Consider the following 16,257-nt stretch of genomic DNA (forward strand, 5'->3'; position numbering starts at 1 on the left):
TATTTAGTTTGATTCATAATCTCTTATTGTGCTAGCTTGGTGTGAGTTAGTGCAATATGATTCCTCACGACCCATGTGCTGATTGGTCGTGTTTAGTTTTGATCGATGTTTGTAGAATCTGGTGAAATAAGTGGTATGCTTTTCCTATTTAGGGGCGCAAATATAAAAGATACATGCGGAAATGGCAAATAGTTTCTATGCGAACTTTTGTTTCTTTTAATCAATTAATTAACGAAATGTAATTTTCTTAGTTGCCTATCTAGCTGACTGTCAATCTAATGTGTTTGATTGAATGTGCCGGCGGGGAAAGTGCGCCTGGAGGTACAAATTATAGCTTCTGTCATATCTTTTGAGTGGTTAGCAATGATTCAGGGAGGAGGTAGTGGTATTACGCAGGCCATCGGTCACTTTCAAACCAACGAGCAATCCGGGCATGGCACATACTCTGTTTTACACTCATTTTAATCTGGATAAATGCGTTTTTAATATAAAAAAGAGCAAGCCCGTAAGGACCTGCTCTTCTTCCAACTGGTAGTAAGTTCTGAAAGATCTGTTTAATTAAGCATTTGCGGCACCGTTCTCTATAAGCATCTTACGCTAGAGAATCGTTCCCTAAAACTTACTGAACACTCCACTCGTGTATTTTATCTGCACTCATCAACGATAATTTGCTGTAAAGAAGAAACCTGCCGGAAAATTCGTGTAGTCTTTAAAATCATACACCAATTCGGGTGTTTCACCATCAAAGTTAAAGACCGTAATGTTGTTAATCAGGTAATCCGATCCGTAGCCTTTCATCGTATTGAAATACACTTCACCTGTTAGTGGGTGTACACCCAGATTGTTATAGACAATACCAGCGTTCTCTATATGGTCACTCACATTGGTCATCACGGCTGTTTCATTCGTACTGAGGAGGTGACGGCAGATTTTTGTGCTTGTGTTAAAATAAACCGTATCACCTTTGGCACTAATAGCCGGGCTCACGCCCCATCCGGCGCTGATATTGAAGTCAGCTACTTCATTTTGCTTCATGATGGTATGATCCGTTGCATTTACCTTTAAGATATAAGAAGGAGTGCCGCTGCAGGAAATCAATAAATTATCATCGGTCGAGCGTACCAGACCTGAGATGTTGCCGGGAAGAGTCACTTCTGATTGAAGTGTACCCTCTTGTAAAACCAGCATTTTTGTACCGGCAGAAACGAAAACCTGCTCATTTACAACCGCCATTCGGTTCTTTTTAGCCCCACTTGTTCCTTCAATAAATGTTAATGCTCTTGTGTCAAGATTCAGAGCGTAAACACCCGCATTATCACGTATATAGGCCGTATTTCCAATCACGGCAACATGAGAGGGCCAACTGAGCTCTGCCAGATCATCATTAGAGTAGGCAGTTTCTTTTTCAAGGGTTTCAGCATTGGCCACCACCAACATTCCATCACCGTTCAGACGATCGCCATTTTGAGCGAGTATGTAAATTTTATTATCAGCTATAAACAAGTCTTGAGTCGAGTTGCCCAGTTCTGATCCGTTAACCTTTTGGTAAACACTGTCGGTAGCAACTCCTTTCGGGCTTATAAAAATAAGTGTTCCGTTTTCACTGGTCATGTTGCCCTCGTTTAGTACAAAGGTACCATCGCGAAACATTCCGAAAACATGCACCGTTAGGCTGGTAGTTTGTTTGCCACCTGCATTCTCGGCCTCCAGGCTGATGTGGTAGTCACCTATGTTTTTCTTCACAAAAAATAAGGTATCGCCCGCCTTGGTTACTTCATCGTTAATTCTCCAGGTGATGGTGGCTTCTGCACTGCTGTTAATGCTAGCTACCAATGCCAGGGTGTCGTTTTGGGCAATTTCTTTCAGCCCATCACTCACACCAATGGTCACCTCTGGTGCATCGGGTAATACGGTATCCTCAGAGCAGGCAAATATGCTCAAGGATAATGCTGTAATGACAAGGAGTTTTAAGTTTTTCATTTCTATTTTTTTTAATTAATGGTTATGATATTCAATGGTTTGTGACGGATGTTATCGCCTAAGGCACTTCTTTTACTAATCAACAGGTAAAATATTGGTTACATAACTGGTTTTACCGGCAATGTTATCAATGAGCTTGGCCTCGCTGCCACTGCAATCGTAAATTAGCAGGTTGTTATTGGTAATGATATTTTCCATATACTCTTGAGCTGTGGCCACATACACATAGTTATTGATGGAATTTACTACTAAGTTGGTTGTTAGGTAGTTGGCGTTCGGTTCGTCCGCGAGGGCATCAACCAGTATTTCCTTGCTGCCATTAGCAAAGGAGAAACGATGTATCCGTGGCTTTTGTCCGGCATGGTAAAACCAATCGCCCGCCAAGGATAAGCCCGATGTATTGTTGTATCCGGGCGAGAAATCGGCCGTTATATTTTTCGAGTCGAGCAAGGTCATCGTTGCGCTGCTTACCTTGTACACCTGGTTATTGTTTTTATTCTGGCGACTGTAGGTGCCTACCCATACTTCACCATTATCACCGGCGATAAGGCCAGCGATCAGGTTGGAGCTTTCAAAGCTCAGGGTTCGGTTCACCTCATCTTTATTTTTAACGAATTCGTAAACCCCGGCATCGGACCAAAAGCCGCCTACGCCCATATAGAGTTTGTCGTCGACCACGGCCATTGATTTACCCGATACTTTGCCTTCTATGGTACCGCCGGCGTTGGCGATGTGGTAGCTGCCTTTTACCAGGGTAAGCTTGCCGGTGGTTGAATCGAAACGAAAAAGGGCTTGTGCATCATTGATGAAGATGTTGTGTTCGTCCAGCACAGCAATATTTGATAATGACATGATGCCGCCCTCATGTTCGGGTCGCATGCCCTCGGGCAGGTCGTACACAAGCTCACTAAGTCTGTAGGCTTTTTCCTTTTTCAGCGTGATGGCATCCACAATAATCAACGCACCATCGCCGGGTTGGCCATCCAGCTGTATAAAGTCGTTGCATAAGATATAAAGCTTATTGCCGTGCAGGTACATATCAATAGCGTCATTACCCAACTCGGTTCCATTGACTTGCTTATAAACATTGGTTTCCACCGATCCGTCGGGGGCAATGTAGGTGAGGGAGCCGTTTTCGACCATGCGGGCACCACCATTCAGTACAAAAACGCCACCGGGACGGGCATAACCCAACTGACTTACATCTTCTTCTTTACTGTTGAGTACCTTATCGTCTGAGCAGCTCAGCAGTAGCACCGAGTTGAGCATCAGAAATAATAAATACTTAATACGTTTCATTAAATTTAGATTTAAGAGATTGTTTTATACTATCTTCCCTTTGCTCCAGAGAGCAAGGGGAAGCACACCGCCTAAGGCAGTGGCATTGGGGGATTCAAGTACTTCGGTTCAGACGTTCCCACTCTATTCTAATGTTCCGGAAAAAATATGCCGGCCGGGAAGTGGGTAAAATCCTTAAACTGATGCAGCGCTTCCGTTGTGCTCTGCTCAAAGTCGAATATCCAGATGTGGTTGGTCGTGTAGAACGGACCTACCCCTTTGATAGTATTGGCATAAATATGTCCGGTAACAGGATGCACGCCCAGCCCGTTGTAAAACTCACGGGCATTACTATCCAGCGTGGAAATATCCAGCAGTTCCTCCTCGTTTTCGGGGGCACCCTCATCGAACGACAGTCGGCAGATGGTGCCTTCCCATGTGTAGTAGATGTTGTTGCCTTGGGCGACAAAAGAGCGGCCCGATGAGCCATTAGCTGGCTTATTGAGGATTGTCTTTCTTAAAACCTCTTCCTGAGTGGCCAAATCATATTTTACAAATAAGTCGGGACCATACTGTGTGCCATGCACCCACAGCTGACCGTTGCCTGCCGCCTGTATGCCTTCCGCACCTTTCCAGTATGCTGGTAGCTTGATGCGATTCACAACAGCTGCCTCCGGGCTGATTTCCCAGACATAGGAATAGACAAAGCCACTTTTGAAAGTGTAAATTTTGCCATCCATCGTCACAAAGGGTTTTTTGGGAGCCCCGCTTGATCCTTCAACTACCGTTAGCTCGCCGCTTTCGCTATTGAGTAACCAAATTTGACCATTGCCTGCATCACCCGAAGCAGTGCCATTATCGCGGATATACACATGCTGTGCATCCAATACGGCAATGTGGCTAGGCCAGGTAAGTTCGGGAAGCTGTTCTTTGGTGAATGCTTTCTCTTTTTTCAGGGTTTGGGCATTAAGGATAATTAGCATGCCATCATTTTCGAAGGTGGTGCCGGCCGGGTTCTCATTGCCATTTTGCGAGATGATGTAGATTTTACCATCGCGACTGACCATGTCCTGAGCTACGTTGCCCAGCTCGGTACCGTTTACGCGTTTGTACACACTGTCGATAACGATGCCCTCGGGGGTGATGTAAATTAATGAACCATTTTCGCTGGTCATGTTTCCCTCGTTTAACACAAAGGTGCCGCGGGCATCGTCGAATGACTTGAGCCAGTATAAGGACAGCTGCTCAGTTATCGGATTGCTGTCTCCATCGGCCATGATATTGAGGGTAAAGGCACCGCCTTGCGCTTCGACTGTTGCCTCGGCTGCGGTAATTTGTATGGTCTGTGTTTCTTCGTCAACGGTGGTTTGCCAGCCGGCCGGTGCGTTTTCAAAAGAAATGCTTTGGGTATTGGCCGCCTCGTATTGCAAGGTGATGGTCTCACCGCATAAGAGTGTGATGGGACTTGTCTCATCGATAGTTGAGGTGATGCTAAACGACACGGGAGCCGGTGTGTCATCATTGTTACAGCTAACAGCCACGAAGCCCAGTAGGGTTATTAGTAAGCCCTGAAATAGTTTTTTGTGCATGATTGCTTATTCTTAGGTGTTTTGTATGAATGCTTAATTTATGGTTTCAATGGTTTGTCCCAACAGATGCAGGTCTTCAGCGCCGGCCACCTCGGTGGATGCCTCTCCCAGCCAGCCATTTTCCTGGTTCACGGCGCTGTATACGCGCACAAAGTCGATGCCCGGCAGGTGCACCTTGTTGCCTTGGTCATCCGTGGCCCACGCAATATCGATGGCCGACTTGTCATCGGTGTTGGGGTAGTTATCGGCATAGCCATAGCCCATGGCATACAGTACAAAATAGTTGCCTTGTCCGCTCTCGTCGATGCCGTTCTGGGGCAGACGTGTGCCCCGCAGGGTGTAGGAATCCCCTTCGATCCAGGCGGGGAAGTAGGGTTGTGTATGAAACATATTCTTGGCTCTATAGCCTGAATTACCTAGGTTATCTTCCCAGCGGATGTAGTTTTCGGCGGGTTGGTCTGTTTCCTGCTGTGGACGGAAGTAGGTGATTTCGTAATCGCGAATCACTTTCATATCATTGCCGGCTTTCAGGCCCAGTGCATACCAGGGCTCATCCCGAACCGATTGGTGGGCACTACCGCCTATCTCGTACCACTCATCCTCGTCAGCTACGCCATTTTGGTTGGCATCATATGCTACCATAATAACACCCGGTTCGCAGCTGCCACCAAAGGGCGCGTTGGGCTCGGGGTTAGAGGCTGCCCCAAAGGCATTGCCTTTTATACGAAAATCGCATACGCCAGGCATATTGGCCACGGTATGGTCGAAACGGAAGGTGACATAGCCACCAAAGCCGCCAAGGTTAACCATAGAAGCCGCCTCGCCAACCAGCAGGGCATTGGTTTTGGCCAGCATGCTTGCCGGCGTGTCGCCTGCTTCGTACTCGGGCATGATGTTCACAAACTGTCCCACACCGGGCAGGTATTCGAGTACCTTGGCTATATAGGGACTAAAAGCTTTGGCTTCCTGCTGAACAATCACTTCGGTATTAAACTCTTCCGTGCTGCCGTTGTGGCTTACTTCCAAGTTTAATGCATAAGTACCCGGTGTGATGGCGATAAAGGCAAGTTCTGCCGTTTCCTGGAGCAGCGAGTCAGCCGGGCTGTTGGGTGTTTGTGTAAGATACCAACGGTAGGTGGCACCCTCATAGTCATGAGCCTGTGGTTGAATGTTGAGCACGCTTGATCGTGTTACCGTGTAACTGTCTTTCAGGCTAATGCCTTTGGGAGTGGGGCTGTCGTCGTTGCTGCAAGCCACCATACTCAAGGCTGCCATGCAGACTAGGAGCCAACTGAATAATAAGTTTTTCTTCATTTTAGTACTTTGTTGTTTAATTAGATTTTATGATGCATTACTCATCGGATGACTATTTTTTCGGTGTCTAAGTAATCCGATGAGTTAGATATGGTTTAAAAGTCGTTCTACACACTACTTATATCTCACTACTCACTACTTGCTAAAAACTACTTCAGCAGTGCAAAATGGGCGGGTATATCGCCGGTGCGTACGCTCCATAGTTTTTCACCTTCGCTGTTGAAGCAATAGAGCAGGCCGGGGGTGACGTAATTACCCGCATCGGTGAGAAAGATATAGCCCGACGCCGGATGCACCATCACACTGTAGGGTATCTCTATCTCCTCCTCCGTTCCGTCGGTGATAAAATTACGGGTGAGGATCTTACGGGTTTGGGTGTTGACAATGGCGTAGGTGATCTCGTTGCTGTAGCTGGTGTAACTCCACGAAACACTGCATACATACAAGGAGTCGCCCACCATGCAGCAACTGCTCACAGGCACATCAAGGGTGTCGGTAACGGCTTGCTTTTGGGCATCGATAAAAAACAAGCGCGATGGGAGCCCCTTGTAATCGCCGCGGGAACTCACCCATAGGTTACCCTGCTGATCCGTTCTAATGCGGTGTAGGTTAGGTGCCACGTCGATGCGTTTCTCCTCGGTAAAGGTTTCTATGTCGATGACCGAGACCGTACGCTCGTAGTTATCGGTATTGCCGGAGCCCATGTAACCGCCCGAGTTGGCCACATAAATTTTACCACCGCTAATGGTCAGCTCATCGGGCTGAAAGCCCACGAGGCATTCATCCACCACCTGAAGGGTAGCCGTATCCACCTTAGCCAGATAGCCGCGCTGCGTGTAGTCAGGGTTAATCTCTACAGGGCCGGCATAAGAAGTAACGTAGGCATAGGCACCATGAAAGCGGATAAAGCGGCAGTTGGGAATCTCAATCTGTCCGATGCGGGTGGCCGTTTGTGCATTCATCACTTCCACCTTGTTCGATACATTGATTACGGCATATAATTTCGACCCGTAAATCTGAATATCGTTGCCTACATCACCCAACTCCTTGGGGACATCGGGGTTTCTTTCGGCATAGATATTCCGCTTGTAGGTACCCGTATCGAAGTCATAGAAATCCAGGGTGGCTTTATTACTTCCCATATTTCCTTCATTCAAGAGGTAAAAGCCTTGATACCCTCCTGTCTCGTCGGGTGGCGTAAGGGCAAGCTCTTCCGATACGAAAAGTTCTACGTCGTCGCGGCAGGCGCTCAGCAGGGCAAATAACAGTATGCACGTGAGGATAATTAGTGATCGGCTCATAATTCGTATGTTAAGGTTAATTTGTAATTGCGTTGGGGCATGGGGTAGTTCAGCACCACCTCGTAGTCCTGGTTAAGCAGGTTATTGACTTCCAGCGCGGCCTTCAGGCTTCCCTTATTCAGGGCTATGGTTTTAAACACCGATACATCGTTGGTGTACCAAGGCTGCTCGTAGTTTTCGGGTATATTGGCCGAGTTATGGTAACGTTCGCCCACGTACACAAAGCTGTAATTTAACTGCCAGCTACGATAGGTGGCTGCAGCAATAAAGGAACCGCTGTGCCAGGGTATATAAGGAATTTGCCCTCCCCAGGTTGTTTCCTCCAGCTCCGGGTTGCGACGATGCGTAAAATCCTGTGCCTTCTGATAGGTGTAGGTGCCTTTCAGGTTGAGCAGTACCTCGTGGGGCAGCTGAAGCGTGGTGGCTGCCACAGCATCCAGTCCGCGTATCTCTACCTTGCCCAGGTTCATCATCATCCAGCGGTACATACCGCTTCCTTTGGGCACGGCCACAATTTTGTTAGTTACTTCATTATAGTAGGCATCCACCTGCACATTCCACTGCTTAAGAATATCCCTGCCCGGGTTTTCGATGTATTTAAACCCCAGGTTATACTGATGGGTGAACTCCGGCTCCAACTTGATATTACCAATGTCAGTGTAGTACAAATCATTGAAAGTAGGCATGCGGAAGATATGCTTGTAAAAGGCCCGGAGCGTCAGGTTGTGATGGGGCAGCGGCTTGTACGACACAAAGATGGCCGGCGTAAGCTCTTCCTTGTTGGGTGCGGCAGCGGTTCCCTGTGCATCATCACCAATATGCTCATTGATAAAAGTACCCAATAGGCTGGCTTGTGCCTTAAACGCCTCCAGGTTGAGCGCCGTAGCCAGGGCTACAAGGGTGGATCGTCGGGTGGGGTAGGCGGTGCCCTGCTGATTCGATTGCAGCCAATTCCACTGCATATCAGCCGAGAGAGATAGCTCCCACCAGTTGGTCAGCGCGTATTTTTGCGCCAGCGAAATATAGCTTTCCTGCTGCCGGAAGGTGTTATCGATGTACATCAGGGTGGTGTCGGGGTTGAGGTAGCGCATCTTATCATTGGCATACTTCAACTTTAGCATCAGGTCGTAGCGCTCGCTGATTCTTTTGCGCCAGCCGCCCTGTACAAAAAAGCTGCTGTCCCACTGACGCTGGGCATTCATCCAGCGGTTATTGACAATGGCACCGGGAATACCCCGCTCCGAATCGTAGTAATAGGCCTTTAGCTCCCAATGGCCGTCGTCCATGCGGCCGTACAAACCACCTTCGAGACGCAGGGCATGGATGTCGCCGTTTTCACGCGTGGCTGTGGTATCGTAGGCAACCTCGCTACTGCCGGGCAATACCCTTTTGTAGCGAAACTTGTATTTACCTGATGAGTAGATATACTCGGTATTGAAGGAGGCGTTTACCTTATCGTTTATCTTACGCTCGTAAAGCACTGAGGGATTGGCCAGATGGAACGAACCTGTGCGAAAGGTGACTTTCACGTGTTCCTTCTCATCCGCTGAAAATTGCGGCCGTCTGAATTTTAGATAGATGGAGCCTGAAGAGCCGTAGTCACGTGCCGGCTGAAAGATATCGCTCTTCTGTCCGTTGTAAAGGGAAATGCTCTCGATGTTATCCATTGAAAACTTACCGAGGTCGATCTGTCCGTTTTGTGCATTGCCCAGCTGAATGCCATCGTAGAATACCCCCATGTGGTTGGTACCCAGGCTGCGCACATTCACGGTTTTCAATCCGCCAATGCCGCCGTAATCCTTTATCTGCACGCCGGCAAAATAGCGGATGGCATCGGCCACCGACAGGCTGTTGAGGGCTTTCAGCTGCTTACCCTGCAGCTGCTGTGCCGGAATGATGGCTTTAGTACTGTTACGCGGTGCTGCGATTTCTACTTCCAGAATATGCTGCATGCTGTCCAGCTTACTTTGCGCATTAATACACAAAGGCAGGCACAGGTAAAGCAGTAATAAGGAAAATGATTTTCTGTTTGTCATTTGTCTTTCCTAAATATTACTACTTTCAGGAAAAGACACGAAGAAGAGTAAAACAAGCCCTTGGAAGAGCTGCTCTATCTCTAAACTTTAATCCCCGAAAGTTTAAAAATTATGTACTTGTTGGCAGGTCTTCTGACTTATTCCGACTTTTAATACCTTCCCGTTAAGATGAGCTTAACAGTGGTGTTTCATTAAAAGCCACAGACCCATAAGGGTCGGAACTTACAGCAGCGGGAACTGTTGCCGATTCTCACGGCATTCCCTTTTAATTCGTAACGGATATATTCCGTTAATGAAACCAAACAGAGCGCAAAAGTATTATTTATTTTGAATACTCAGCGCTTTTTTTCGAAAAATAAAGTAAGCTGAAATTAAGATTGGGGGCGCGGAGTAATGTATCATCTGATCTTAAGTTTTATATGAACAGAGCTGTATAGTATATAAAATACGTGCTCCCCATCCCCGCGCCTTCGGCACGACACTTCCCCTTTTGCTTGGGCAAAAAAGGGAAGAGTGAAGCAAGCATGGAGTTTGTTTGTTAGACTGTTATTGGGAAGTTCTAGCTTTAGCCTTGAATATGTAAAACCTTCTTCCCCATTTTAGGGATGGGTAACGCCGCTAGACGGGGATGGGGGTGTCAGGCCATAAAAAACCCGGACTCCTGAAACCAGGATCCGGGTTGAAAAACAAACGGATATTTTATGGCAGTAATATCCTTATTTATGCATTAAACTGCTTTATCGCACAATGATGGCACGTGTGGTTACGGACTGATCATTAATGATTTTTACAATATATTGCCCACGTCCATGTTGGCTCAGGTCAATTGCGTTCGTGCTTCTGTATTGTGTATTGGCATACACGAGGCGGCCGGTGATGTTATACACTTGCACATCAAGGGTTGTATTTTGCTGCTCGTCAATGCGGAAAATACCATTGCAGGGGTTTGGATAAATCTTGACCTGCTGTAATGTCGACTCTTCAATGGCTGTGGCCGGTGATACAGTTACCGTAAAGCTTTCCGTTACTGTTTTGCCGTTAGAAGTGGCCTTTAGCGTAATTTGTGTGCTGCCTGCTTTGCTGCCGGGCGTTAAAACTAACTGATTGCCCTCTACTGTCGCAATAGCTACCGTATTATCACTATTTCCAATAACACTCACCAGAATAGATGCATCATTGTTATCGGTGTCCGATACCAGATTGGTCAATAGTAATTTAGTGGGGGCATCGCCAGCTTTTATATCCATATCAGTCAGGTTAAACACCGGCGCATGTGCATCGGGGAATAGGGGCATGGCAGGGAACCAGTAGTAGGGCTCCAGTTCGGTGCGTGAAACCTCTGATCCGTCGGTGCCATCGAATACATATAAAGTATTGGTCATGCTGTTTTGCCCCCAGCCACTTTTAACACCGGTAACATATATTTGGTTTGTTGACTGATGAACGCGGAGTCCCGCTCCATAAAGTTCCATCCCTTCTTCTAAGCTAATAAACGGTGCGCTTAATGAAGTTTCATCTCCAATGATGTATTTGTAAATCGTGTTGCTTCCTGACCACCCTCCGGGTTTAGCCCAGAACAAGGCATTTTCGGTAGCACTGGCACAGAAGCTGTTGGCATTCCATGCAAAGCCAAATGACGAAGGCACCTCAATGCCGGCAGGTAATATTATTTCTTCCTGTGTTAAGGTATAAGGATTCACTTTTAGCAACTTTGTGCCTGCCCCAATATATACCATTCCATCAAAGGCCTGTACTACACCGCTGTAAGATGCGCCTGAAATAGTCTGTTCTAAAGCATCTGTATTGGCGTTAATCACGCAAACTGCATCTTTTTTAACCGCAAATACATAGTTGCCGGCACGCAGCATATTGCCGACTTCGCCGTTTGTTGCATCGATTTGATTACCTACCCCTAATGTGGGAATATCGAACAAGTAAATACCGTTGCTTGTGCCTATATAACCCTTCTCCGGAGTAACACCCACAAAGGCTCGTCCATCAGGATCGACTCCGAAGTTAGGAACGGTCGCTTGCTCTTTTAAGGTTGCTGCATCAGCCACAACGAGGCGTTGACCTTGTTTGGACATAAAATAGATATTATCGCCATAAGCTGTGCCGTATTGTGTTGTAGTACCCAGCGTTTTATTCGTATTTTCCTGGCGATAGGCCCGATAAACCATTTTACCGTCATCCGTCAGGTAGTTTACTGTTCCGCTGGAGTGCCCGAACCAATCTTCGTTAACAATAAATGCGCCGTTGGAATAATTAATATCGCGCAATTCAACCGCGAATGTAATGTTGGTAGCATCACCCTTAGAAGTACCCGAAACGGTTATTTCAGCAGTTCCCGTAACATCGTTCAGATAATTAATGGTGAGGGTAGTGCCTTCAATGGCAGCCGATGATAAAATAGTGTTGCTTGTTGTTGAAACTGAGTAATCAACAGGCTCTCCATCTTTTGGTGTAAAGTGATTCGTTAACTCAATTACGGTTTCAGCTGTGTTCACCGACAATAACTTATCAGTAATTGGATTGCTAATGGAAGGCCCGTTACTTAGTCTTACTTCGGCTATCGGATCGCCCAAATTAATCATGTACACTTTGCCACCGGCTGTAATATCCCCGGCAGCTTTTAGCATGCTGAACCATGCGAATGAAGATCCACCATACACGCCGATTTTCTTGTAGTTTTGCATTTCTCCGGATGTACCATTCCATAGCGCTACATAGCTCCCACTTGAGTAATCATTACAATTGAAAAGCATATGGCCGGCATCATCTACTTCGCAATCGTAAGGACCATTACCCGGCATGGAAGTAATAACCGTACCGTCATTGAGTGTGAGAAAACTGCCATCGGTGGCTGCGATAACAGGGTTGACTATTTCGGCAGGCCATTGGTACATCAGGGTATTGCCTGTGGGGTCGTATTGGGCGTTATAAACTGTTCCCCTGGCATCCACGGCAAGGCCGGTTGAATTACCGCCTACTTCAATGATTTTCTTATGGTTATTATTCCCAGATTTATCTAGCAGTGAGATGCAGTTTACATCATTTACTCCATCCCAGCCTTCTGTATTGAGGCCCGATACGTAGTAGTTGCCGTTCGCTATTTCCATGTCGAAATTACCCGGAAAGGTAGCTACATGTGTCCATGTGCCTGAGGTAATATCAACGCTGTATATGCGGTCGTCTGTTAGACCTGATTTGGTGTATCCAAGCCAAACTTTAGTACCATCCGGATCGGCCGTTACAAAGCTAATCCAGCCATTATAATCCGGCACTTTACCAAAATTATGGGTCTGCTGCATTGTTGTTAAGTCGTAGCAGTACAAGCCATCGCTATCAATAGCATAAAGGTTATTCCCCAGGATATCATGGCATGAAAATGCCTTATCTGTAATGATATCATTAGAGAGATAGCCTTCTTGTGGATTTAACCACACGCTTTGTCCCATTATGGATGAGAGGACAATAAATAAATTCAAAAAAGATAAGTAAATTTGCTTCATTGCATTTGATTTGTTCAATTGACAGAGGCTATTGCACTTACTGTTTTTCTGTACGAGAACGAGTGTGAATCAGGTAGCCACAAGCAATTGAATGTTAATAAAAATGTAGTATTTCGAAGCAGCAGTAAGTTTTGGCGAACCCTGCTGCTTTTTTTATGCTTGTGCGTGTTATGTGGGGCTGAAGTGTTTCATCCTGCTGTATTTTAAATTCATTAATAAAATGGATTTTACAGCATTGATGCCAACAGAAGATGTTGCAAGAATGATGATCGCATACCCGTTCGCCGCAGGCTGTAAAATCGTAACACTTGGCAGGTCTTCTGACTTATTCCTACTTTTAATACCTTCCCGTTGAGAGGAGCTCAACAGTGGTGTTTTATTAAAAGTAACAGACCCTAAAGGGTCGGAACTTACAGCAGCGGGAACTGTTGCCGATTTACACGGCATTCCCTTTTAATTTCTCCCCGGTATCATCCGGTTCTGAAAACCAATTGCACGGCAAAGGTATCAAATATTCATAAAGAGATGTTCTTTTTTGTAAATATGTGGAAATAAAAAAGAGCACTCATGATTTTTTCTTCAGCTTAAAAAGTACAAAGGCGACGACTAGCAGTGGGATGGGTGTTAGGATACCGAGGAATTTCACCCACGAGATAAGCAGGTCGTTTTCACGCAATAGTTCGTTATGTGCTTCTTCAGGAGCAAAGCTGAGTCCTGTCATATGAGCTATCTGCCCCAGCATGCGTATGGGCAGTGCTCCCTTGGGCAGATCCTGGTGGCAGGCCAGGCAGGTGCCATCACGCGCCAGTACTTCGCGTTGACGGGCTGTGAGGGGTTTTGAACGGGGCCAGTGCGAATCTACGGTTTGTACTTGTCTACCACTGCTGTCGATGAGCTGCGCAAAATCACCATGCAGATGGGGTAAAGCGGGTATCTGTACCTCTGTGTGGCGACTTACGATTTCTCCGTTTTGGTTGATTACATCGGCATATCGAGCCTTGTAGGGAGCTGCATCGTAAAGCCCATGATGCACCCCATAGCCCATGGTAGTTGTGTTGCCGTGGCAGTCGGTGCAGGCTCGGGCCTCGGTGGAGATGGTATGGGGCTGTACAGGAGCAAGCTCCATGGCGTTATAGCCTGCTGCTGCGCGCGCTACACGGTTGGGGCTCACTATACGTCCATCGGTATCTATAATGGTGCTGATTGTCTGTATCACCCCTACAAGCGGACTCACGCGGCCTTCTCCGTTGATGCCCAGGGGTGGCGAGGCCCATCGTACATGACTGTAATCGCCATAAGTGGGGGCACCAGGCTGCATGACATGGCGTTGTCGGTAATCGGCACTGGTTCCATGCTTATCGGTGTCCTCAGCAGAGTAGAGCCAATCGATCGACGATTGAGTGTAGTCAATTACATATTTATAACCGTAGTATTGAGCAGCCCATGTGGAGTGGCAGGCATAGCACTCCAGTCGGTTGATGTGTGTTGACACATTTACCATGGCTGTTTGTGCCTGCTTGGGGTTGCGCCATTTACCCGATTGTGATTTTGCTTTTAGTAAAGGCACTTCAAGATCGAGTCCGGTGGCAGAGTGAACCACAACGCGGTATTTATCTTTTACCACATTGCCCAGTGCATTTCCACGGGCAGAGAGAAGATAGCCGTCGCGTGGTGGGTGCTGGGTTCCGAATTCTTTTGTGACCGCCATGGGCAGGGTGGTTAGTCCGCGACCTTCATTACCCACCGGGTTTTCCAGTAACTCGTCGCCATAGCCAAGGGGCAGCTCCCAGGGAAAATAGTTGGGTGTGCCGTGGCAATCGCTGCACTCAATTTCAAGAGTAGCCAGTGAAGTAGCACCGATGTTACCATTGCCGTGCATCGAAGTTGTGACATGGCAATCCTGACAAAGCAGTCCGGTAGAAGTTTGTCCATCTCGCATAGTACGGTGGTGAACATCCTCGCGTATATATTTGAATACATACCCGGCATTGGTTTTTTGCGGTTGGCCTTGTAGGTTAAAGGGCCCCCGGTTATCACTGTGCCCCATGGCCATTAGTCCCTGATAGGCATGACCTATACGGCGCCCGGCGGAGTGGCATGCAGCACAGGTAGATACCTGAATACCTGTAAATTGATGCCCGTTGACGGTGATATTAGATTTCCGCGTCCCCTGCATGGCATGAACAAGCAGATGACCGGGTGTTGCCTTATCGATAGCGGCATCGCCCCCTTCGTAATAGCCCTCGTTACTGTAGAGGTTGTGGCATGCAGCGCAGCCCATGCCCCGGTGATGGCCGCGATCCTGCATGCCCTTATTGCTGAGGTGACAGGCATTACAGTTGCGCAGGTAAGTATAAGCAGCCTGACCGGGGTTGCTGTGCAAGGTGTTGAGGGATACTTCGGGTATTTGTTGCAGCTGATTGGGGTACTGACCCGGATAGGCATTGGCCAGTGCCAGCATATAATTTTTATAGGCTGCTGAGCCAAGGCGTGGAGTTGGTCCATCGGGGTCATTCATGTCGTGGTCGCCGTAGCGATGGTTTTTGTTCTCTGTATTTAGGCCAAAGCTCCAGGTGATGGCTTTCATCTTGCCGGCATCGGTGTTCATCATCGATCGTTTAACGTTATAGCAATGATCGGGATGGCATAAGCCGCAGGTGTTGTCATTGACCGGAAGAGCGGCGGGCACAGGAGTAAATGTAGTAAGTCCACTGTTGGGTGATGCACCCCAATGGGCTCTGTTTTTGTTATTGGTTTCCGATGGTGTGCCTCCATGGCAAACGATACAGCCATTGGGATCGCCCCATTGAGCGCCCTTGTGCAGTATTTCTTGCATCATGTCAGATGCAAAAGGGCGAGTCGGTTCAATTCCATTGTGGCAGGAGAGGCAATACTTTTGGGGTGCCGGAAAGGCCGTGTCTTGTGTGCTTAGCTGTGCATGGCTTAGTGAGATGCAAAACAGTGCCATCATCAAAAGAATTGCAAGGCGCAACTCTATGATTATGTGTGCTGTAGTGATTTTCTCTTGTTGACTTAAAACCTGACTCATACCTCTACGTTTTGTTTCTAACCCTTCTGAAAAGTCACGGTTAATTAAATATACGAATTTTCCCGCTTTTGTAGTATATAATTAGCTTAATTAGAGTCATTAAGAATAAACGCTGCGGATCTGCATGTATGCAGCTGCTGGTACAGTTTTTAAGCATTATGTATATCGTACACTCTTTTATTTTTTATCTTCGGCAAA

At 47.1% G+C, this 16,257-nt stretch carries 8 protein-coding genes and 2 riboswitches; all 8 genes read right to left on the reverse strand.

Annotated features, from left to right (window positions below; genetic code table 11):
• Positions 1-657: 657 nt before the first annotated feature.
• A complete protein-coding gene (locus ACRD7A_RS13845; protein WP_430811806.1) occupies positions 658-1,980 on the reverse strand; it encodes a DUF5074 domain-containing protein in 1,323 nt (440 codons plus the stop codon).
• A gap of 75 nt (positions 1,981-2,055) precedes the next feature.
• Positions 2,056-3,279 carry a DUF5074 domain-containing protein gene (locus tag ACRD7A_RS13850; protein WP_430811805.1) on the reverse strand — a complete coding sequence of 408 codons (1,224 nt, stop codon included), beginning with the start codon at positions 3,277-3,279 and terminating at the stop codon, positions 2,056-2,058.
• 128 nt (positions 3,280-3,407) lie between these two features.
• On the reverse strand, positions 3,408-4,847 hold the full coding sequence (locus tag ACRD7A_RS13855; RefSeq protein WP_430811804.1) for a DUF5074 domain-containing protein: 1,440 nt from the start codon (positions 4,845-4,847) through the stop codon (positions 3,408-3,410).
• A gap of 33 nt (positions 4,848-4,880) precedes the next feature.
• Positions 4,881-6,161 (reverse strand): hypothetical protein, encoded by a 1,281-nt coding sequence (locus ACRD7A_RS13860; protein WP_430811803.1) that lies wholly within the window; start codon positions 6,159-6,161, stop codon positions 4,881-4,883.
• Positions 6,162-6,310: 149 nt separating this feature from the next.
• Positions 6,311-7,462: a YncE family protein gene (locus ACRD7A_RS13865; protein WP_430811802.1), complete on the reverse strand. Its 1,152-nt coding sequence runs from the start codon at positions 7,460-7,462 to the stop codon at positions 6,311-6,313.
• Complete coding sequence (locus tag ACRD7A_RS13870) at positions 7,459-9,498, reverse strand: TonB-dependent receptor (protein ID WP_430811801.1); 2,040 nt, start codon at positions 9,496-9,498, stop codon at positions 7,459-7,461. The genes ACRD7A_RS13865 and ACRD7A_RS13870 overlap by 4 nt, the downstream gene beginning before the upstream one ends.
• Before the next feature lie 105 nt (positions 9,499-9,603).
• A riboswitch (cobalamin riboswitch) is annotated at positions 9,604-9,816 on the reverse strand.
• Positions 9,817-10,235: 419 nt separating this feature from the next.
• Positions 10,236-13,010 carry a DUF5074 domain-containing protein gene (locus ACRD7A_RS13875; RefSeq protein ID WP_430811800.1) on the reverse strand — a complete coding sequence of 925 codons (2,775 nt, stop codon included), beginning with the start codon at positions 13,008-13,010 and terminating at the stop codon, positions 10,236-10,238.
• A gap of 293 nt (positions 13,011-13,303) precedes the next feature.
• Positions 13,304-13,517: riboswitch (cobalamin riboswitch) on the reverse strand.
• Positions 13,518-13,575: 58 nt separating this feature from the next.
• Positions 13,576-16,059 (reverse strand): hypothetical protein, encoded by a 2,484-nt coding sequence (locus tag ACRD7A_RS13880; protein WP_430811799.1) that lies wholly within the window; start codon positions 16,057-16,059, stop codon positions 13,576-13,578.
• Positions 16,060-16,257: the final 198 nt, after the last annotated feature.

The organism is Carboxylicivirga longa, from assembly GCF_050589825.1.
GTDB lineage: Bacteria > Bacteroidota > Bacteroidia > Bacteroidales > Marinilabiliaceae > Carboxylicivirga > Carboxylicivirga longa.